This is a genomic window from Nocardioides xinjiangensis (genome assembly GCF_017916455.1).
Classification (GTDB): Bacteria; Actinomycetota; Actinomycetes; order Propionibacteriales; family Nocardioidaceae; genus Nocardioides; species Nocardioides xinjiangensis.
Window position 1 is genome coordinate 2,261,458 of record NZ_JAFMSY010000001.1, and the last position, 20,361, is coordinate 2,281,818.

The 20,361-nt window shown below is 73.3% G+C and carries 20 protein-coding genes; 16 read left to right on the top strand and 4 right to left on the bottom strand.

From position 1 onward, the window contains the following. Positions 1–6: 6 nt before the first annotated feature. The 6 genes from proC to J3P38_RS10665 all read left to right on the top strand — a co-directional run bounded on the left by proC (position 7) and on the right by J3P38_RS10665 (position 4,802). Positions 7–807, top strand: coding sequence for a pyrroline-5-carboxylate reductase (gene proC / locus J3P38_RS10640; protein WP_210439719.1), 801 nt, complete (start codon positions 7–9; stop codon positions 805–807). 83 nt (positions 808–890) lie between these two features. Further along, the gene (locus J3P38_RS10645) at positions 891–2,072 is read left to right on the top strand and encodes an acetoin utilization protein AcuC (RefSeq protein WP_210439720.1); all 1,182 of its coding nucleotides are present in this window, start codon (positions 891–893) and stop codon (positions 2,070–2,072) included. A 188-nt stretch (positions 2,073–2,260) separates the two neighbouring features. Next, positions 2,261–2,467: a helix-turn-helix domain-containing protein gene (locus J3P38_RS10650; RefSeq protein WP_210503528.1), complete on the top strand. Its 207-nt coding sequence runs from the start codon at positions 2,261–2,263 to the stop codon at positions 2,465–2,467. A 107-nt stretch (positions 2,468–2,574) separates the two neighbouring features. Beyond that, a complete protein-coding gene (locus J3P38_RS10655) occupies positions 2,575–2,676 on the top strand; it encodes a 30S ribosomal protein bS22 (protein WP_008356322.1) in 102 nt (33 codons plus the stop codon). 13 nt (positions 2,677–2,689) lie between these two features. Further along, the gene (locus J3P38_RS10660) at positions 2,690–3,667 is read left to right on the top strand and encodes an SDR family oxidoreductase (RefSeq protein WP_210503529.1); all 978 of its coding nucleotides are present in this window, start codon (positions 2,690–2,692) and stop codon (positions 3,665–3,667) included. Further along, positions 3,660–4,802 carry a lysophospholipid acyltransferase family protein gene (locus tag J3P38_RS10665; protein ID WP_210503530.1) on the top strand — a complete coding sequence of 381 codons (1,143 nt, stop codon included), beginning with the start codon at positions 3,660–3,662 and terminating at the stop codon, positions 4,800–4,802. Before J3P38_RS10660 ends, J3P38_RS10665 begins: the two co-directional genes overlap by 8 nt. Here J3P38_RS10665 and J3P38_RS10670 read toward each other — a convergent pair. The 3 genes from J3P38_RS10670 to J3P38_RS10680 all read right to left on the bottom strand — a co-directional run bounded on the left by J3P38_RS10670 (position 4,799) and on the right by J3P38_RS10680 (position 7,960). After that, a complete protein-coding gene (locus J3P38_RS10670) occupies positions 4,799–6,082 on the bottom strand; it encodes a DUF5667 domain-containing protein (RefSeq protein WP_210503531.1) in 1,284 nt (427 codons plus the stop codon). The genes J3P38_RS10665 and J3P38_RS10670 overlap by 4 nt on opposite strands. Before the next feature lie 79 nt (positions 6,083–6,161). Beyond that, on the bottom strand, positions 6,162–6,941 hold the full coding sequence (locus J3P38_RS10675; protein WP_246850041.1) for a sigma-70 family RNA polymerase sigma factor: 780 nt from the start codon (positions 6,939–6,941) through the stop codon (positions 6,162–6,164). Positions 6,942–7,069: 128 nt separating this feature from the next. Further along, a complete protein-coding gene (locus J3P38_RS10680) occupies positions 7,070–7,960 on the bottom strand; it encodes an HAD family hydrolase (protein ID WP_307807847.1) in 891 nt (296 codons plus the stop codon). Positions 7,961–7,991: 31 nt separating this feature from the next. On the opposite strand from J3P38_RS10680, the gene J3P38_RS10685 reads away from it, so the two are divergent. From J3P38_RS10685 to hemB, 8 genes are all read left to right on the top strand, one after another. Then, on the top strand, positions 7,992–9,554 hold the full coding sequence (locus J3P38_RS10685) for a class I adenylate-forming enzyme family protein (RefSeq protein WP_210503533.1): 1,563 nt from the start codon (positions 7,992–7,994) through the stop codon (positions 9,552–9,554). Continuing rightward, positions 9,551–9,790 (top strand): glutaredoxin family protein, encoded by a 240-nt coding sequence (locus J3P38_RS10690; protein WP_210439727.1) that lies wholly within the window; start codon positions 9,551–9,553, stop codon positions 9,788–9,790. The genes J3P38_RS10685 and J3P38_RS10690 overlap by 4 nt, the downstream gene beginning before the upstream one ends. 55 nt (positions 9,791–9,845) lie before the next feature. Next, complete coding sequence (locus tag J3P38_RS10695) at positions 9,846–10,844, top strand: MsnO8 family LLM class oxidoreductase (RefSeq protein WP_307807848.1); 999 nt, start codon at positions 9,846–9,848, stop codon at positions 10,842–10,844. 170 nt (positions 10,845–11,014) lie between these two features. Beyond that, a complete protein-coding gene (locus J3P38_RS10700) occupies positions 11,015–11,689 on the top strand; it encodes a redox-sensing transcriptional repressor Rex (protein ID WP_210439729.1) in 675 nt (224 codons plus the stop codon). Continuing rightward, positions 11,686–12,972: a glutamyl-tRNA reductase gene (locus J3P38_RS10705; protein ID WP_210503534.1), complete on the top strand. Its 1,287-nt coding sequence runs from the start codon at positions 11,686–11,688 to the stop codon at positions 12,970–12,972. The genes J3P38_RS10700 and J3P38_RS10705 overlap by 4 nt, the downstream gene beginning before the upstream one ends. Next, positions 12,969–13,925, top strand: coding sequence for a hydroxymethylbilane synthase (gene hemC / locus J3P38_RS10710; protein WP_307807849.1), 957 nt, complete (start codon positions 12,969–12,971; stop codon positions 13,923–13,925). The genes J3P38_RS10705 and hemC overlap by 4 nt, the downstream gene beginning before the upstream one ends. Further along, positions 13,922–15,586, top strand: coding sequence for a bifunctional uroporphyrinogen-III C-methyltransferase/uroporphyrinogen-III synthase (locus tag J3P38_RS10715; protein WP_210503535.1), 1,665 nt, complete (start codon positions 13,922–13,924; stop codon positions 15,584–15,586). Before hemC ends, J3P38_RS10715 begins: the two co-directional genes overlap by 4 nt. A gap of 30 nt (positions 15,587–15,616) precedes the next feature. Continuing rightward, a complete protein-coding gene (gene hemB / locus J3P38_RS10720; protein ID WP_210503536.1) occupies positions 15,617–16,612 on the top strand; it encodes a porphobilinogen synthase in 996 nt (331 codons plus the stop codon). Positions 16,613–16,937: 325 nt separating this feature from the next. Here hemB and J3P38_RS18115 read toward each other — a convergent pair whose 3' ends face one another. Beyond that, positions 16,938–18,128 carry a lytic transglycosylase domain-containing protein gene (locus tag J3P38_RS18115; RefSeq protein ID WP_210503537.1) on the bottom strand — a complete coding sequence of 397 codons (1,191 nt, stop codon included), beginning with the start codon at positions 18,126–18,128 and terminating at the stop codon, positions 16,938–16,940. Positions 18,129–18,310: 182 nt separating this feature from the next. Between J3P38_RS18115 and hemL the strand changes: the two genes are divergently transcribed. Together hemL and J3P38_RS10735 are read left to right on the top strand one after the other, a co-directional pair. Continuing rightward, positions 18,311–19,642 carry a glutamate-1-semialdehyde 2,1-aminomutase gene (gene hemL / locus J3P38_RS10730; RefSeq protein WP_210503538.1) on the top strand — a complete coding sequence of 444 codons (1,332 nt, stop codon included), beginning with the start codon at positions 18,311–18,313 and terminating at the stop codon, positions 19,640–19,642. Positions 19,643–19,644: 2 nt separating this feature from the next. Next, a complete protein-coding gene (locus J3P38_RS10735; RefSeq protein WP_210503539.1) occupies positions 19,645–20,322 on the top strand; it encodes a histidine phosphatase family protein in 678 nt (225 codons plus the stop codon). Positions 20,323–20,361: the final 39 nt, after the last annotated feature.

Here is a 20,361-nt window from a genome sequence, read left to right on the forward strand (position 1 = left end):
GGCCCCATGAGTACAGCCATCATCGGCGCCGGGGTGATGGGGGAGACCCTCCTGTCGGGGCTGGTGCGCGCCGGCCGCCGGGTCGACCAGCTCATGGTCGGCGAGAAGCGAGCCGAGCGGGCCCGGGAGCTCGAGGAGCGCTACGGCGTGGCCGTGGTGTCCAACCGCGAGGCCGCCGCCAAGGCCGACACCGTCGCGCTCGTCGTCAAGCCGCAGGACATGGGCGACGTGCTCGACGAGATCGCGTCCGACCTGCGCGCCGGGCAGCTCGTGGTGTCCCTCGCCGCCGGCATCACGACGGCCTTCATCGAGTCACGGGTGCCCGAGGGCGTGGCGGTCGTCCGCGTCATGCCCAACACGCCCGCCCTCGTCGACGAGGGGATGGCGGCGATCTCGCCGGGCTCGCACTGCGACGAGTCGCACCTGGAGGAGGCCGAGTCCCTCATGGCCTCCACCGGCAAGGTGCTGCGCATCCCGGAGAAGCAGATGGACGCCGTCACCGCGATCTCGGGCTCGGGACCGGCCTACATCTTCTTCGTCGTCGAGTCGATGATCGAGGCCGGCGTCCACCTCGGCCTGCCGCGGGCGACCGCCACCGACCTCGTCGTGCAGACCCTCGTCGGATCGGCGGCGATGCTCCGCGAGACCGGCACGCACCCCGTCGTGCTGCGCGAGCAGGTGACCTCGCCCAGCGGTACGACGGCCTCGGCGCTGCGCGAGCTCGAGATCCACCGGGTGCGGGCGGCGTTCCTCGCCGCGATGGAGGCCGCGCGCAACCGCTCGCGCGAGCTGGCCGAGGGGTCCTGAGCGACGCCGGACGACGGCCCGGGCGGTCCGCCCACGCCGTCCGCCTGTCGGACCGCTGCGCGAGCAGGGGTAACGTCCGCCACATGGAGTGCGCCGGGCCCACGTCAGTCGTGTTCGACCCGACGCTGACGGCGTACGACTTCGGCCCCACGCACCCGATGTCGCCGGTGCGCGTGGACCTCACGATGCGGCTGGCCGAGGAGCTCGGCGTCCTCGACGGCATCAAGCGGGTGGACGCGCCGGTCGCCACGGACGCGCAGATCGCCACAGTCCACGAGCAGGGCCTCATCGAGGCGGTGCTGAAGGCGGGCAGCACGCCCGGCTTCGAGGACGCCGCCCGCGGCCTGGGCACCGAGGACGACCCCGTCTTCACCGACATGCACCAGGCGAGCGCGCACGTGGTGGGCGCGAGCCTGGAGGCGGCCCGGCAGGTATGGAGCGGCGAGTCGCTCCACTCCGTGAACATCGCCGGCGGGCTGCACCACGCCATGCCCGAGCGCGCAAGCGGCTTCTGCATCTACAACGACGTCGCCGTGGCCATCACGAAGCTGCTGGCCGACGGCGCCGAGCGGGTGGCCTACGTCGACATCGACGTCCACCACGGCGACGGCGTGGAGCGGGTGTTCTGGGACGACCCGCGGGTTCTCACCGTCTCCCTGCACGAGACCGGGCAGATGCTCTTCCCGGGGACCGGCTTCCCGACCGACACCGGCGGCCCGGGCGCCGAGGGCACCGCCGTCAACGTGGCCCTCCCGCCGGGCACCTCCGACGCGGGCTGGCTGCGCGCCTACCACGCCGTGGTCCCGCCGCTGCTGCGCGAGTTCGGGCCGCAGGTGCTCGTGACCCAGCACGGCTGCGACTCCCACATGAACGACCCGCTGGCGCACATGATGCTCAGCGTGGACGGCCAGCGCGCGGCCTACCTCGCGCTGCACGAGCTCGCCCACGAGGTCGCCGGCGGCCGCTGGGTGGTCACCGGCGGCGGCGGGTACTCGGTGGTCGACGTCGTGCCGCGCGCCTGGTCGCACCTCCTCGCCATCGCCTCCGGCAGGCCGCTCGACCCCGCGACCCCCACGCCCCCAAGGTGGCGGGCGTACGTCGAGGAGGTGCTGGGAGCGACGGCGCCGCACCGGATGACCGACGGTCGCACGCCGGCCTACCGCGACTGGGCGTCGGGCTACGACCCGGAGTCGTGGCTCGACCGGGCGATCAACGCCACGCGGACCGCGGTGTTCCCGCTCCACGGCCTCGACCCCCTGCCCTGAGCGTCGGGCCGGGCGCCTCGAACTGCCGTCCGCCGAGAATCAACCCGACACGCCGCCAGTCACACAAGTTTCTCTGTCATTCCTCTTCCCCACCCGTCACAGGGGCCCTATTGTCACCGGAAGCGGCACGCCTGTGACGCCGGTGGGGAAGCCGGCGCCGTCGCCGTACAGAAGGATCGGTGCACACCATGGCTGAGAACACCCCTGGCGACATGTCCGAGGCGCAGTTCCTGACCATCGCCGAGGTCGCTGCCAGGATGCGCGTCTCGAAGATGACCGTCTACCGGCTCGTCCACGGCGGCGAGCTGCCCGCGGTCCGCGTCGGCCGCTCGTTCCGGGTCACCGAGGACGACGTCAACGAGTACCTGCGCAAGAGCTTCTACAACGCCGGCTGAGCGCCGGGATCCGGGGGTCTGACTCGATTCGGGGCTGCGTACACGGGCCAAGTAGGGTGTGCGGGTCCGACCGACGAGTGTCGGTCGCAACGAAAGGTCTGATCCACGTGGGTTCTGTCATCAAGAAGCGGCGCAAGCGCATGGCCAAGAAGAAGCACCGCAAGCTTCTCAAGAAGACGCGCGTCCAGCGCCGCAAGCTCGGCAAGTAACACTCCCTCGACCATGGGACGGGTCGTGCTGGTCACCGGGATCTCCCGGGACATGGGGCGACGCTTCGCGCGCGCCGCGGCCGGCGACCCGTCCGTCGACCGGGTGATCGGGGTCGACGTCGTCCCACCGCGGGGCGACCTCGGCGACGTCTCCTTCGTGCGTGCGGACATCCGCAACCCGGTCATCGCGAAGGTCCTCGCCAAGGAGGACGTCGACACCGTGGTCCACATGAGCGTCATCGCCACGCCCGGCTCGGCCGGCGGGCGGGGCACGATGAAGGAGCTCAACGTCATCGGCTCCATGCAGCTGCTCGCTGCGTGCCAGAAGTCCGCGACCGTCGAGCGCGTCGTCGTGAAGTCGACGACCACCGTCTACGGCTCGAGCCCGCGCGACCCCGCGATGTTCACCGAGGACATGGGCCCCAAGCGCCTGCCGTCCTCCGGCTACGCCAAGGACGTCTACGAGGTCGAGGGATACGTCCGCGGGTTCGCCCGCCGCCGCCCCGACGTCGCCGTCACCATGCTCCGCGCGGCCAACGTGGTCGGACCCCATGTCTCCAGCCCGCTGACCAACTACTTCCGGCTGCCGGTCGTCCCGCGGGTGCTCGGCTTCGACCCGCGCATGCAGTTCCTCCACGAGGACGACCTGCTCCGCGTCCTGCGGCACGCCGCGACGAGCGGCGTCCCCGGCACCTTCAACGTCGCCGGCGACGGCCTGATGACGCTGAGCCAGGCGGTGCGCCGGCTCGGCAGGCCGTCGGTGGCGATGCCCCGCATGGCCGTCGGCCGCCTCGGCGCCACGATGCGCCAGGCTCGCTTCTCCGACTTCTCGCCCGAGCAGCTGGGGTTCCTCACCTACGGTCGAGGGGTGGACACCACCCGGATGCGCACCGTCCTCGGCTTCGAGCCGGAGTACACCACGGCCGAGGCCTTCGCCGACTTCTGCCGCGCGATGTCGCCCGCCGCCCGGGAAGGAGCCGGTCGTGCCTGAGCCACGCCACAGCGGCGAGGAGGACGCCGTCGTAATCCCGATCGGGACCGGCGGACGCCCGGGCAGGGGGTCGGGCAGTGCCCGTCCCTCCGCAGCCGCTCGCAACCTCGCCCCGACCCCCCGGAAGTCGTCGGCCGGCCGCCAGCCGGGCCCACGCCCCGCGACCACCGACGTCCGACCGAGCGCCTCCGCTCCCGAGGACGCCGGGCGCGCGGAGGCCGCCGACGCGGCACCGACGACCGGCATCCCGGTGGGTGACTGGCTCTCCGCCGCCCAGGAGGCGGCCCACGAGGTGTTCGGCGACGACTGGGAGCGGCGCCTCGCCGAGCTGATGGCGTTCGTGCGGCGCCGGCTCGAGGGCGACTACGAGGTCGACGACTACGGCTTCGACCGCGAGCTCACCGAGCGCTTCTTCATGGCCGCGCTGCGTCCCATCGCCGAGAAGTGGTTCCGGCTGGAGGTGCGCGGGCTGGAGAACATCCCGGCCGAGGGCGGCGCCCTCGTCGTGTCCAACCACTCCGGCACCGTGCCGCTCGACGGCCTGATGACGATGCTCACCGTGCACGACCACGCCCACCGGTTCCTGCGTCCCCTCGGCGCCGACCTGGTCTTCCGGCTGCCGTTCGTGAGCTCGCTGGCGCGCAAGAGCGGCGCCACCCTGGCCTGCGTCGAGGACGCCGAGCGGATGCTCTGCGGCGGCGACCTCGTCGGCGTGTGGCCGGAGGGCTTCAAGGGCATCGGGAAGCCGTTCAGCGAGCGCTACAAGCTCCAGCGCTTCGGGCGCGGCGGGTTCGTGTCCGCGGCGCTGCGCACCGGCGTACCGATCATCCCGCTCTCCGTCGTGGGCGCCGAGGAGATCTACCCGCTCGTGGGCAACGTGCCGTCGCTGGCGCGCCTGCTCGGCGTCCCCTACATCCCGATCACGCCGTTCTTCCCCTGGCTGGGCCCCCTCGGCATGGTGCCGTTGCCGTCGAAGTGGATCATGGAGTTCGGCGAGCCGATCCGCACCGACTCCTACGACCCCGCCGAGGCCGACGACCCGATGCTGGTCTTCAACGTCACCGACCAGGTGCGCGAGACCATCCAGCACACCCTCTTCGACCTGCTGCGCGAGCGCGACGGGGTGTTCAGCTAGCCGCGACCGCCCGGGAGCAGGCCGCCGGTGGCGTTGTTCAGCGCGCCGCCCGTGAGCCCGTCGACCCCGCCGGTCACCTCACCGATCAGTCCGCCCGTGGCGTTGTCGACCCCGGACGTCAGGCCGCCGAGGGCGCCGCCGGTGACGCCGTTGAGCTGGCTGGCGAGGTCGCTGGTGGTGTCGGTGACCGTGCCGGTCACCGAGCCGGTGACGTCCTGGGGCAGGTTCTTGACCGGGGCGGTCGGCTCGGGCTTGACCGGGTCGGTCCGCGTGGGGCTGGGGGGCGGCGCGACCGGCGTGCCGGACGTGGACTGCGTGGGCGGCAGCGTCGTGGTGGACGGCTGCGTCGGCAGGGCCCGTGGCGGCACGAGGAGCTCGGGGACCCGGAGTCCGGACAGGTCCTGACCCGAGAGCGGCGCCGCCTCGAGCGTCTGCTCGTCGGCGTCGAGGCCGGAGAGCAGGTTGCCGGGTGCGCTGCTGAGCAGGAACTCCGGCACCGACGTGATGCCACCCGGGCAGCCCGCGCACTGGTTGCTGACCTCGAGGTCGAGGTCGGTCAACGTCCGCCCGGCCGCCAGCAGCTCGTCGCGCGCGCTCTCGGGCAGCCGGTCGTGCAGCCCGTCGAGACGCTCGATGCTCGCCGTGGTGAACTCGCGCGCGGCGAGGGCGTCGCGGTCGGCCCCGGTGGCCTCGTAGGACGCCAGCAGGTCGCGGACGCCGTCGCTGGACTGGTCGGTGAAGGAGTCGAGCGTGTCGGGGATGAGCTGGTCGCGGCCCTCGTCGCCCGACGCGAGCGCCTCGAGCTCGGAGAGGCGGGTCTCGGCCTGCGCGAGCAGCGCGCGACCGCGTGCGGCGTCGTCGGGCGCGAAGCGCACCTCGGCGGCCTCGATGCCGCGCTTGACGCCGTAGAGCGACTCGCCCGGCAGTGCGTCCTGGGCGGCGACGGCCATCGTGCCGGCGGCGCCGACGAGGGCGGCACCGCCGAGCACCGCGGCGACGCGGCGGTCCCGGGTGCGGGAGCGGGCGGGCATCGCCAGGCGTGACGGAGCGGTCGGCTGCCGGACCAGGACGGTGTCGGCCTCGATCATCAGCCGCTCGCGGAGCGAGGAGACGAACTCCGGGCGCGGGGCGGCCTCCGGAAGGGCCCTCAGGTCGGCGACGACCTCGAGCAGGTCAGCGAAGTGCGCGCTCTCGCGCTCGGTGCGCGCGGCGCCCGGCCCTCGGGCGAGGAGCGCCTCGAACTCGTCGGCACGGCGGCGTGCCGAGAATGGGGGTGTCATCGCGGTCGTCCTGTCTCACTGCTGGTGGCTCCTCCCACACAGGCGAACGAGGCAGGTGAGGCATTCGTTACGGGGTGTGTCACGAGTCTCTCAACCCCTCCGGCATGAGCTTGGCCAAGTTGCGCACGCCGCGCAGCTGGAGCTGCTTGACCGCGCCGTCCGAGCGGCTCAGCGCCAGCGCCGTCTCCGCGATGGACAGGCCCTGGAGGAAACGCATGATGAGGCACTCGCGCTGCTCGACCGGCAGCTGGGTGAGGGCCTTGAGGAGCGCCTCGTTGGTGAGTCCGGCGATGACGGCGCTCTCGGGCCCCTCGGTGGCGTCGTCGTGCGGCGTCATGTCCTCGGTGGTCATCTCCAGGCGGGTGCGGCCCGCCTTGAAGTGGTCCATCGTGAGGTTCCGCGCGATGGTCATCAGCCAGGCACCGAAGTCCTTGCCCTGCCACCGGAAGCTGTTCATGCTGCGCAGCGCCCGGAAGAACGTCTCGGAGGTGAGGTCCTCGGCCAGCGCCTGCGAGCGGGTGCGGTAGTAGAGGAAGCGGTAGACCGACGCCTGGTAGTGGTCGTAGAGGAGGCCGAACGCCTCCTTGTCGCCGGAGCGAGCCAGCTCGACGAGGGCGATCAGCCGTTCCCGCTCGGCGCCGTCCACCTCCGAGGACGTCGCCCGGTCCTCGTCGCCGACCGGGCTGGAGCCCGCCGGGTCGCGAGGCCCGTCCGCGGACAGCGGCACGGGACCGGGGGACGTCTCGGCCAGCAGGAGGTACGACCCCCGCGGGCCGGCGGGGTGCGCCAGCTGCGGGGACAGCTGGGGGGACAGCTGCGAGGACAGGACCGCGAGGACGGCGCGCCGTAGCGCGTCCATGCCTTCTTCGAAGGCATGCTCAACGTCTTCCCTGGACCGCATGCGGTTTTCCCTCCCAATCGCAGCATTGTCCACGATAGGTCGCCGCAAGCACCTTGGGAACCAGAAAGTAACTTCGGTTTACACCCCTAAGAGCGAGGGAACGCCCTGCCGCGGAGGCTGACGCCCGCGGCGATGGCGCCGGTGACGGCGCCCGCGAGCGCCGCGCCCGCCAGCCCGGCGCGCGCCGCCTTGCGGCCGGTGCGGTAGTCGCGGACCCGCCATCCGTTGGCGCGGGCGTGCGCGCGGAGCCGCGCGTCGGGGTTGATGGCGCACGGGTCGCCGACGAGCGAGAGCATCGGCAGGTCGTTGCTGGAGTCGGAGTACGCCGAGCAGCGAGCCAGGTCGAGGCCCTCGCGGGCGGCGAGCGCCTTGACCGCCTCGGCCTTCGCGGGTCCGTGCAGCAGGTCCCCGACGAGCCGGCCGGTGTAGACGCCGTCGACGTGCTCGGCCACGGTCCCCATCGCACCGGTGAGGCCCAGCCTGCGCGCGATGACGCTCGCGATCTCGATCGGGGCGGCGGTGACCAGCCACACGCGCTGCCCCTCGTCGAGGTGCAGCTGGGCGAGGGCCCGGGTGCCGGGCCAGATGCGGTGGGCCATCGCCTCGTCGAAGATCTCCTCGGTCAGCTCCTCGAGCTCGGTGGTCGTGTGCCCGGCGATGAAGGCGAGCGCCGAGTTGCGCGCCTCGGCGACGTGCTCGGGGTCCTCGACGCCGACCACGCGGAAGTACACCTGCTTCCACGCCGCGTCCAGGATCTCGCGCGTGCTGAAGAACTCGCGCCGGTGCAGCCCGCGGGCGAGGTGGAAGATGCTCGCGCCCTGCATGATCGTGTTGTCGACGTCGAAGAACGCGGCGGCCGTGGGGTCGCTGGGGGTGAGCAGCGCGCTCTCGACGTCGGCGGACGCCGCCGCGGCCTCCCCGGCCAGCGCCGAGCGCTGCTGCAGGTCGAGGCGTCGTGGGCGCTCGAACGGGGTCACCCGGGCAGCGTAGCTGTGGAAGGATCGGCGCATGCCGCGCAACGACATCTCCGCGCTGGTCGAGCAGGCCGCTGCGGACGTCCCGGACCGGCAGGCCCTCGTCGAGAGCGGTGGACGGTCACTGACCTGGGCCGGCCTGGAGGACGAGGTCGGCCGGCTCGCGACGGGGCTCGGCGCCCACGGCGTCCGCGCCGGGCAGCGCGTGATGATCGTGGTCGGCAACCGGATCGAGTTCGTCACCACCTACCTCGCCGTGCTGCGCGCCCAGGTCGTGGCCGTGCCGGTCGACCCACGCTCCACCGCTGACGAGGTCGCGCGGATGCTGGCCGACTCCGGGTCCCGCCTCGTGGTGGTCGACGAGACCGCGCTCGACGTCGTCCGCGCCGCCCTCGCCGGGCTGGACGAGGCGGCGCCGTCGCCGGCCGTGGTCGTCACCGGCACCGAGCCGGGGACGGGCGAGCTCGCCCTCGACGCCCTGCGCGCGGACGTCGTACGCCCCGTGCCGCCCCTGCCGGACCCCGAGAAGCTGGCGGCGCTGCTCTACACCAGCGGCACCTCGGACCGCCCGCGCGCCGCGATGCTCACCCACCGCGCGCTGCTCGCGAACATCGAGCAGGTCGCGGCCGTCGAGCCGCCGATGATGCACGGCGACGACGTTGTCCTGGGGGTGCTGCCGCTGCACCACGTCTACGGCCTCAACGCCGTGCTGGGCGGCGTGCTGCGGCACCGGGCCCGCCTCCTGCTCGTGGAGCGCTACGAGCCGCAGGCCGTCCTCGACCTCATCGACGACGAGGCGTGCAGCGTCGTGCCGATCACCCCTCCCGTCCTCACCCACTGGCTGCCCGACGAGCACCTGCGCGAGCGGCTCGGACCGGTGCGGCTGGTGCTGTCGGGCTCGGCGCCGCTGGCCCCGGAGGTCGTCGACCGCTTCACCGGGATCACCGGCATCCCGGTCCACCAGGGATACGGCCTGACCGAGGCCGCGCCCGTCGTGACGAGCACCCTGTGCAGCCAGGACCCGCGGGCCGGGTCGGTCGGTGCGGCCCTGCCCGGCATCGAGCTGCGGCTCGTGGACGAGACCGGAGGACCGGTTGACGGGGAGGACCCCGGGCAGATCCAGGTGCGCGGTGACAACCTCTTCAGCGGCTACTGGCCCGACGCCGCCGACGGCCCCGACGACGAGGGCTGGTTCGGCACCGGCGACGTCGGCTTCCTCGACGCGAGCGGCGACCTGTTCCTCCTCGACCCCGTGCGGGAGCTCGTCGTCGTCAGTGGGTTCAACGTCTACCCGTCCGAGGTCGAGGAGGTGCTCCGCGAGGTCGAGGGCGTCGCGGAGGCCGCCGTCATCGGGGTGCCCGACGAGGAGACCGGCGCGGCCGTGGTGGCGTACGTCGTCGCGGACCGCGGCGCGCGCGACGCCGGGCCGCACCTGGCGGAGGCGGTCCGGTCGCACGCCGAAGACCGGCTGGCGCGCTTCAAGCAGCCGGCGCGCATCGAGGTCGTGGACGAGCTGCCCCTCACCGCGACCGGCAGGGTGCAGAAGGGCAGTCTGCGCCGCATGGAGCGGCGACGCGTCCAGGAGCTGCTCGGATGAGCGCGCGCGTCACCCTCTACTCCCGGCCGGGGTGCCACCTGTGCGACGACGCGAGGGCCGTCGTCGCAGCCGTGTGCGACGACCTCGGCGAGACGTTCGAGGAGGTCGACATCACCACCGACCCCGATCTCGAGGACCGCTTCGGCGAGGAGATCCCGGTGACCTTCGTCGACGGCCGGCAGCACGACTTCTGGCGGGTCGACGAGCGCCGCCTGCGCGCGGCGCTGGGGGCGTGACGACCGCGTCACCCTCCCGGGGATGCCGGGCGTGCCGCCATGCGTTGGGGCAGGCGTGAAGCTCTCCCTCCTCGACCGCTCCCGGACCCGGCGCGGGGCGTCGGACGCCGATGCCCTAGGCGCGACGGTCGACCGGGCCGTGCGGGCCGAGCGGCTCGGCTACGAGCGCTTCTGGGTCGCCGAGCACCACGCCGTGCCGGGGATCGCGTCGGGGTCGCCGGCCGTCCTGCTGGCCGCGATCGGCGCCCGCACCGAGCGGATCCGCATCGGGTCGGGAGGCGTGATGCTCCCGCTCCACCAGCCGCTCGTGGTCGCCGAGCAGTTCCTCCTGCTCGACGCCCTCCACCCCGGGCGGGTCGACCTGGGCCTGGGCCGCTCGCTCGGCTTCACGCCGCCGGTGCGCCGTGCCCTGAGGCGCGACCTCGACGCCGCCGACACCTTCGAGGATGACCTCGTCGAGCTGCGGCGGCACCTCGCCGGAGCCGCCGAGGTGACCGCGCGCCCGGCTACCGGGCGGCCCGTGCCGATGCACCTGCTCGCCACCGGTCGCGGGCTCCGGCTCGCGGCCCGGCTCGGGCTGCCCGTCGTCGTGGGGGGTCCGATCCTGGACTCCGGGGAGCTCCCCGACGCGCTGGCCGGATATCGCCGCTCGTTCGTCCCGCACGACGGGAGCGCCCCGAGGGTGACGGTCGCGCTCGACGTCCTCCTGGCCGACGACGACGCGACCGCTCGCGAGCTCGCCCTGCCCGAGGCGTGGGCCCTGGCCATCTCCCGCCAGACCGGCGAGTTCCCGCCCCTGGAGCCGGTCGCCGCCATCCGCGCCGCCACGTGGACGAGCCAGGTGCGTCGTCGGGTCGAGGGCTCCCTCGACCGGGCGGTCGCCGGGGGCCCGGCGACGGTGCGCCGCCGCATCGAGGACCTCCTCGAGCGCACCGGGCCGACGAGCTGCTGGCGAGCGCCTCGACGCACGACCGCGAGGCGCAGCTCGAGTCGGACCGGATGCTGCGGGAGGTCGTGGGCTGACGGCCGTCCGCGCGCTCGAGGACGGTCCTAGCACCCGGCCGCGCATGGTCCGTTGTCACGTCCCGGAGCCCCTGTCGACCCCCGCCGAGGGTGGGTCTTCTCACATGTGCTAGCCGACGCTCCTGCCGTTTTGTTCTCCCGTTCACAAACTCCTACAGTGGCGGAGTCACGCGAGGTTCGCGGGACTGGAAAGAAGCAGCTGTGACCGCACGGACCCCCGACTCAGCCCGGGACATCCCCGAGGCGACCGTCGCCAGGCTTCCCGTGTACCTGCGTGCCCTGATCGGCCTCGCCGAGGACGGCACCACCACCTGCTCCAGCGAGGAGCTCGCCGCGTCGGCCGGCGTCAACAGCGCGAAACTCCGCAAGGACCTCTCCTACCTCGGCAGCTACGGCACCCGCGGTGTCGGCTACGACGTCGAGTACCTCCGCTACCAGATCGCGCGCGAGATCGGCGTGACGCAGGACCGGCGCGTGGTCATCGTCGGGATCGGCAACCTCGGCCACGCCCTGGCCAACTACTCCGGGTTCCGCAGCCGCGGCTTCCGCGTGGTCGCCCTGCTCGACGCCGACCCCGCCCGGCAGGCCGAGGTGGTGGCCGGCCTCGACGTCCGCTCCTTCGACGACCTCGAGGCGATCGTCGCCGAGCACGACGTGTCGATCGGCGTCATCGCAACCCCCGCGGTGGCCGCGCAGGACGTCGCCGACCGGATGGTGGCGGCCGGCATCACCAGCATCCTCAACTTCGCCCCGACGGTGCTCGCCGTGCCCGACGGGGTCGACGTACGGAAGGTGGACCTCTCCATCGAGCTCCAGATCCTCGCCTACCACGAGCAGCGCAAGTCGGTCGCTCCCGGGACGGAGGTGGTCTCGTGAGCGTCTTGGTCGTCGGGATCTCCCACAGGTCCGCGCCGGTCGAGCTCCTCGAGCGCCTCGCCCTCGACGCCGAGGGCACCGCCAAGCTCGTCGCCGACGTGATGAGCGGTGACCACGTCTCCGAGGCCACCGCGATCGTGACGTGCAACCGGCTCGAGGTCTACGCCGAGGTCGACCGCTTCCACGGCAGCGTCGAGGACCTCTCCGGCCTCCTCGTCGCGCGCGCCGGGCAGCCCACCGAGGCGCTGCTGCCGCACCTCTACGTCCACTACGACGAGGGCGCCGTCTCCCACCTGTTCCAGGTGGCGGCCGGGCTCGACTCGATGGTGGTCGGCGAGGGGCAGATCCTCGGCCAGACCCGCGAGGCGCTGCGGGTCGGCCAGGAGAACGGCACGGTCGGCCCGGCGCTCAACGCGCTCTTCCAGCAGGCGCTGCGCGTCGGCAAGCGAGCGCACGCCGAGACCGACATCGACCGCGCCGCCCCGTCCCTCGTGAGCGCCGCCCTCGAGCGCAGCTCGGTCCCCGTCGCGGGCGCTCGCGCCCTCGTCGTCGGCGCCGGCGCGATGGCGTCCCTCTCCGTGTCCCACCTCGCGCGCAGCGGCGCGGCCGGCATCGCCGTGCTCAACCGCACGGCCGCGCGCGCCGAGCGGCTCGCCGAGGAGTACGGCGCCACGTCGGTGCCGCTGTCCGACCTGCGCGCCGAGCTGGCCACCGCCGACCTCGTCATCTCCTGCACCGGTGCCCGCGAGTCGGTCGTGCGGCTCGCCGACGTGGTCGCCGCGCGGGGCGCGGACGACCGGCCGCTCACCGTCATCGACCTCGCCCTGCCCCACGACGTCGACCCGTCGGTGGGCGAGCTGCCCGGCGTCGAGCTGATCAACCTCGCGGGGCTGGCCGACGAGCTGCGCGGCCTGGAGGCCACGGCCGGGGTCGACGACGTACGCACGATCGTCGGGCAGGAGATCACCGCGTTCCTCGCCGTCCGCCGCCAGGCGAGCGTGACGCCCACCGTCGTGGCGCTGCGGTCGATGGCCACCGCGGTGGTCGACGCCGAGATCGAGCGGCTGGCCTCCCGCGTGCCCGACCTCGACGAGACCACCAGGGCCGAGGTGCTGCACGCCGTCCGCCGGGTCGCCGACAAGCTGCTCCACGAGCCGACCGTCCGCGTCAAGGAGCTCGCCGACGCCGAGCCGGCCGTCTCCTACACCGCCGCGCTCGCCGAGCTGTTCCGGCTCGACCCCGACGCCGTCGACGCGATCTCGCGAGTGGAGGGACAGCAGTGAGCACCTCTCCGTCCGCCCCCCTGCGCCTCGGCACCCGCGCCTCCGCGCTGGCCACGACCCAGTCCGGTCTCGTCGCCGACCTCGTCCGCGACCGGCTCGGTCGCGAGGTCGAGCTGGTCGAGGTGTCGACCGAGGGCGACCGCAGCGCCGCGCCGCTCGCGTCGTTCGGCGGCACCGGCGTGTTCGTCAGCGCGTTGCGCGACGCCCTCCTCGAGGGTCGCGTCGACCTCGCGGTCCACTCCCTGAAGGACCTGCCCACCACGCCCGCCGACGGCATCGCCCTGGCGGCGATCCCCGTGCGCGAGGACCCGCGCGACGTCGTCGTCGCCCGCGACGGCCTCACCCTCGGCGAGCTGCCCGCCGGCAGCCGTGTCGGCACCGGGTCGCCGCGCCGCGTCAGCCAGCTGGCGGCGCTCGGGCTGGGCCTGGACCTGCACGCCATCCGCGGCAACGTCGACACCCGCATCCGCAAGGTCCGCGACCGCGAGGTCGACGCCGTCGTCCTCGCCCGGGCCGGCCTGGCCCGCCTGGGCCGGCTCGACGAGGTCACCGAGGTCCTCGACCCGCTCCAGATGCTGCCGGCCCCCGGCCAGGGCGCCCTCGCGATCGAGTGCCGGTCCGACGACACCGACCTGGTCGCGGCGCTGGCCGCGCTCGACGACCCCGCCACCCGCGCCGCGGTCACCGCGGAGCGCGCGGTCCTGTCGACCCTCGAAGCCGGCTGCTCGGCCCCGCTGGGGGCCCTGGCCGAGGTCGTCGAGGGGGAGGACGGCGAGGAGCTGTGGCTGCGCGCCGTGGCCCTCTCGGAGGACGGCGGGCTGTCGGTGCGGAGAAGCGCCAGCGGCGCGGTCGGCGAGGCCGTACGGCTCGGGACACGCCTGGCGAGCGACATGCTCGCCGAGGGAGCAGCAGACCTGATGGAAGCACCACCAGTGAGGAAGCAGCACGCATGACGCGAGTACAGACCCCGCAGGCCAGCAGCGCTGAGGCCAAGGTGGCGACCCCGGCCCAGGGCTGGGTGTCGTTCGTGGGCAGTGGTCCCGGTGACCCGGGCCTGCTGACCGTGCGCGCCGTGGAGCTCCTCCAGGGCGCGGAGGTCATCGTCACCGAGGCGCCCGAGCACGTCGACCTGGTCCGCTCCGTCCTCGGCCTCGTCGAGGGCCCCGACGGGTCCTGGGACGGCCCCGAGATCGTCGACGGCGGCTTCGGCGAGGACGGCCAGCCGCTCACCCACGCGGCCCGCGCGAAGGTCGTGGTCCGCCACGGCAAGAAGCAGCGCGTCGTGCGTCTCATGACCGGCGACCCGTTCCTCTACGCCTCCGGCCCCGAGGAGGCGCAGGCCTGCGTGAAGGCCGGCGTCGGCTTCGAGGTCGTCCCCGGTGTCTCCTCGGTGAGCGCGGTGCCCGCCTATGCCGGCATCCCGCTGACCACCAAGCGACACCGCGAGATGGCCGTCGTCACCTGCGGCGAGAAGATCGACTGGAGCGCGTACGCCGACGACCGCACGCTCGTCCTGCTCTCCGGCGTCGGCAGCATCGGCGAGACCGCGGCCGCCCTCGTCGAGGCCGGTCGCTCGCCCCAGACGCCCGTCGCGATGACCCGCGTCGGCACCACGACCGAGCAGCAGACGCTGATCTCGACGCTGGCCGACGTCGCCGCCGACGCGCGCGCCGCCCGCATCGCCCCGCCGGCGATCACCGTCATCGGCGAGGTCGTCGACCTGCGCCAGACGCTGTCGTGGTTCGAGACCAAGCCCCTGTTCGGCTGGCGCGCGCTGGTGCCGCGCACCAAGGAGCAGGCCGGCTCGCTGTCGCGCCGGCTGCGGGAGTACGGCGCCGTGCCCGAGGAGGTGCCGACGATCTCCGTCGAGCCGCCGCGCAACCCGCTGCAGATGGACAAGGCCGTCCGCGGCCTCGTCGAGGGCCGCTACGAGTGGATCGCGTTCACGTCGGTCAACGCCGTCAAGGCCGTCCGCGAGAAGTTCGAGGAGTACGGCCTCGACGCGCGTGCGTTCTCCGGCCTGAAGATCGCGGCGGTAGGCGACAAGACCGCCCAGGCGATCGCCGAGTGGGGCCTGCGGGCCGACCTGGTGCCGTCGGGCGAGCAGTCGGCCGCCGGGCTGCTCGACGTCTGGCCTCCCTACGACGAGGTGCTCGACCCGATCAACCGGGTCTTCCTGCCGCGCGCCGACATCGCGACCGAGAACCTCGTCGCCGGCCTCGTCGACCTCGGCTGGGAGTGCGACGACGTCACCGCCTACCGCACCGTGCGGGCCACCCCGCCGCCGGCGCCGGTGCGCGACGCGATCAAGACCGGCAAGTTCGACGCCGTGGTCTTCACCTCGTCCTCGACCGTGCGCAACCTCGTCGGCATCGCCGGCAAGCCGCACCCGTCGACGATCATCGCGGTGATCGGTCCGCAGACGGCGAAGACCGCCGAGGAGCACGGGCTGCGGGTCGACGTGCTCTCGCCCACGCCCGACGTGGAGGTCCTCGTCGACGCGCTGGCCGACTTCGGTGCCGCCCGCCGGCTCGCGATGCTCGAGGCCGGCGAGGTCGTCACCCGGCCGAGCGAGCGCACCGCGTCCGGGCGCCGCAAGGCCCGCGTCAAGTAGCCGCCACCGCCGCTGGGAGAGGATGGAGCCGTGACCGAGGAGAAGCACGTCCAGGGCCCGACCGTCCGACCCCGGCGGCTGCGGCGCACGCCGGCGCTGCGCCGGATGGTCGCCGAGACGCACGTGGTGCCGAGCTCGCTGGTGCTGCCCCTGTTCGTGCGGGAGGGCCTCAGCGAGCCGTCGCCGATCTCGTCGATGCCCGGGGTCGTCCAGCACTCCCGCGACTCGCTGAAGAAGGCCGCCTTCGAGGCCGCGGAGCTCGGGCTGGGCGGGGTGATGCTGTTCGGCATCCCCGGGCGCAAGGACGCGACCGGTTCGGGTGCCATCGACCCCGGCGGCGTGCTCAACCTGGCGATCACCGACGTGGTCGCCGAGGTGGGCGACCAGCTCACCGTGATGTCCGACCTCTGCCTGGACGAGTTCACCGACCACGGCCACTGCGGCCTGCTCACCCCCGACGGTGACGTCGACAACGACCTCACCCTCGCGGCGTACGCCGACATGGCGCTCGCGCAGGCGGCGGCCGGCGTCGACATGGTGGGCCCGAGCGGCATGATGGACGGACAGGTGCGGGTGGTGCGCCAGGCGCTCGACGCCGCCCGCCACACCGACGTGTCGATCATGGCCTACTCGGCGAAGTACGCCTCCGCCTTCTTCGGACCCTTCCGCGAGGCCGTCGACTCCTCGCTCGTCGGCGACCGGCGGACCTACCAGCAGGACCCGGCCAACGCGGTCGAGGGCGTGCGCGAGGTGCTGCTCGACGTGGCCGAGGGTGCCGACATCGTCATGGTGAAGCCCGCGCTGGCCTACCTCGACGTGATCCGCCGCGTCCGCGACGCCGTCGACGTGCCCGTGGCGGCGTACAACGTCTCGGGCGAGTACGCCATGGTCGAGGCCGCGGCGGCGAACGGCTGGATCGACCGCGAAGCGGCCATCCTGGAGACGCTGACCGCGATCAGCCGCGCGGGCTCGGACGTGGTCCTCACGTACTGGGCCGCCGAGGCCGCGGACCTGCTGCGGCGCTGACCGCTGCGCCGCTCGCTGGTCGGCGGGCGGGCCGGCCGGGAGCTGGGCCGAGCGTCATACGAAGCAGCCGCACCTATGGGTGCTGGTCCGTATGATGTAGCGCTGCTGGCCGGCTCAGCGTCATACGAAGCCGCACGTATAGGTGCCAGTTCGTATGACGCAGCGCTGCTGGCGGACTCGACGTCATACGAAGCCGCACCTATGAGTGCTGATTCGTATGACGCACCGGAGCTCGGCGGCCGACGTCATACGGAGCCGCACCTATAGGTGCCGGTTCGTATGACGCAAGCGGCGGCCACGTCGGTCGGCGGCCGCAGCCCGACGGCTACGGGTTCATCAGGTCGGCGATGCAGGCGTTCAGCGCGGGCAGGTCGAGCCCCGAGACGCCGGAGGCCAGGCACTGGGCCTGCGCCTGCGCCCACGTGAGCGTGGCGCCGATCGTCCCGGTGGGGAGCGGCGGCAGCGTCGTGCTGAGCGTCGGCAGGCTCGTCGGCACGGACGGCGTCGGCACCGACGACGTCGGGTTCTTCGTCGGCGACTGGGTCGGCGTCTGCGTGGGGGTCTGCGTCTGCGTGGGGGTCTGCGTCTGCGTCTGCGTCGGCGTGGGGTTCTGGGTGGGCGACGGGTTCCTGGTCGGCGAGGGGTCCCGGTCCTTGTCGCCGTCGCCGCCCTTCCTGCCCTTGTCGCCGTCGTTGCCCCGGCCGGTGGCGGAGGCGGTCGGCTCGGGGACGATCACGCCGGTGGTCAGCGTGGCGGTCGGCACCGCGCTGAAGTCGCCGTCGAGGTAGGCCTGCATGACCTCCAGCACGAGGTCGACGTACTCGTTGGAGTGGTTGTAGCGGTAGACCGACGCGCGCTGGCCCTGCTCCGTGGACAGGTCGTCCTCGCCGGAGCAGAGGTACACCGCGGTGGCGAGCGCGGCGTCGTCGATGTCCTGCGGGTTGCGGGTGCCGTCGTTGTCGCCGTCCACGCCCACGACCGCCCAGGTCGAGGGGATGAACTGCATCGGGCCGACCGCCCGGTCGTGCCGGGTGTCGTTGTCGTACTGGCCGCCGTCGGTGTCGGCGATGTCCTGGGTGTCGTTCCGGCCGTTCAGCGCGATGCCGTAGATGCCGGGGCGCGCGACGCCCTGCGCGTCGAGGGTGTTGCCGCCGAAGCGGCCGTGGTCGGACTCGACGCGCCCGATGGCGGCGATGAGCTCCCACGGCAGCCGGCAGCCCCTGTCGGCCTTGTTGATGACGGCCTCGGCACGCTGGTACGCCGACAGCGCCGCCTGCGGGATGTCGCTCGCCGTGCCGGGCGTCAGGGCGGCGGCGCGGGTCACGGGGTCGCCGACGGTGGCCGGCGCCTCGATCGCGGCCGTCGGCAGGACCGTGCCGTCGGGGAGGGTCTTCGAGCCGTCGGAGTCGGCGCTCGCCGAGCCGACGCCCACGCCGGCGAGGCTCGCCGTCCAGGCGGCCGACAGCACCGCCAGCGGGATGATGGCGGTCGCGCGGTGAAGCCGGCCCGTCGACATGTCGTGCCCTCCCCTTGGTCGTCCTGGTGCCATGATGCCCCCTCCGGGCCCATCGACACCTCGACAACGACAGATTCCGTGACCAAGTTACGCGCCGGTCACCCTGTGGGCCAGTGCACAGCCGCGACGCCCGCGGGCACGCCGACTGGGGATCCTTTGCGTCCCTGCGGGACAATGACCGGGTGACCTCCGCGACCACCCCGACCACGACGACCGCGGTTAGCCAGGCGTGGTTCGAGCGAGCCCGGGCGGTGACGCCGGGAGGCGTGAACTCGCCGGTGCGCGCCTTCACCGCGGTCGGTGGCACGCCCCGCTTCATCACCTCCGCCTCGGGCGCCTGGCTGACCGACGCGGACGGCAACGACTACGTCGACCTGATCTGCTCGTGGGGACCGATGCTGCTCGGCCACGCGCACCCCGACGTGCAGGCGGCCGTCGCGGGCGCCGTCGCGCGCGGCACGTCGTACGGCACCCCCACCGAGCCGGAGGTCGAGCTCGCCGAGGAGATCGTCGCCCGCACGCCGGTCGAGCGGGTGCGCTTCGTCTCCTCCGGCACCGAGGCCACGATGTCGGCGATCCGTCTCGCGCGCGGGGCCACGGGGCGCGACCTGGTCGTGAAGTTCGCCGGCTGCTACCACGGCCACGTCGACCCGCTGCTGGCCGAGGCCGGCTCCGGGGTCGCCACCCTCGCGGTGCCCGGCACGAGCGGGGTGCCCGCCACCGCGGCGGCGGAGACCCTCGTGCTGCCCTACAACGACCGGGAGGCCGTCCGGGCCGCGTTCGCGACCCACGGCCCGCGGATCGCGTGCCTGATCACCGAGGCCTCGCCGGGCAACATGGGTGTGGTTCCGCCGGCGCCGGGGTTCAACGCCTTCCTCGCCGAGACCTGCCGCGCCCACGGCGCCCTCTTCATCAGCGACGAGGTGATGACGGGCTTCCGCGCCACGGCGCAGGGCGGGTGGGGCCTCGACGGCGCCGTCGAGGGCTGGACGCCGGACCTGATGACCTTCGGCAAGGTGATGGGCGGCGGCTTCCCCGCCGCCGCGTTCGGCGGCCGCGCGGACCTGATGGCGCACCTCGCTCCGGAGGGACCGGTCTACCAGGCCGGCACCCTGTCCGGGAACCCGGTCGCCACCACCGCCGGCCTGGCTACCCTCCGGCTCGCGACCGCCGAGGTCTATGCGCACCTCGACGCGACCGCGCACACGATCCGTGCGGCGGTCTCCGAGCACCTGCAGGTCGCCGGCGTGCCGCACGTGGTGCAGGTGGCCGGCACGATGTTCTCGGTGTTCTTCCGAGACGGGGCGGTGCGCGACTTCGCCGAGGCCAGCCGGCAGGACACCGCGGCCTACGCCGCCTTCTTCCACTCGATGCTCGACCAGGGCGTCTACCTGCCCCCGTCCGCGTACGAGGCGTGGTTCGTGTCCGCCGCGCACGACGACCGGGCCGTCCAGACCATCATCGACGCCCTGCCGGCCGCGGCCCTCGCGGCCGCGACGGCTGGAGGTTACTGACCATGGCAGTGCAGACGATCGTCCACCTCCTGCGCCACGGCGAGGTGCACAACCCCGGAGGCGTGCTCTACGGCCGGATGGACGGCTTCCACCTCTCCGACCTCGGCAACCAGATGGCGCGGCGCGTCGCGGAGTCGATCGGCGACCGCGACATCGTCCACCTGCGCACCTCGCCGCTCGAGCGGGCGCGGGAGACGCTGGCGCCGCTGGCCGAGCGCCTCGGCCTCACGCCGGAGGTCGACCGTCGCGTCATCGAGTCGGGCAACAAGTTCCAGGGCGTCAACTTCGGCGCCGGCGCGAGGACGTTCCTCAAGCGGCCCGACCTGCTGCGCCACATGTACAACCCGTTCAAGCCGTCGTGGGGGGAGCCCTACGACGAGATCGCGGGTCGCATGGTCGCCGCGCTGCACGACGCCCGCGACGCCGCCGCCGGCCACGAGGCGGTGATCGTGTCCCACCAGCTCCCGATCTGGACGACGCGGCTCTTCCTGGAGAAGCGCAGCTACCTCCACCACCCCAAGAACCGGCAGTGCACGCTGTGCTCCCTCACCAGCGTGGTCTTCGACGACGACCGCGTGGTGCAGGTACGCTACTCCGAGCCGGCCGGCGACCTGATCCCGGTGGGCGACCGGTCCGCCCCGTTCTCAGCCGGGGGCGCCCCGCGGGAGGACCGGCCCTGAAGCTCGTCCGTACGCTCCTCGCCCCGCTCGGGGCGCCCC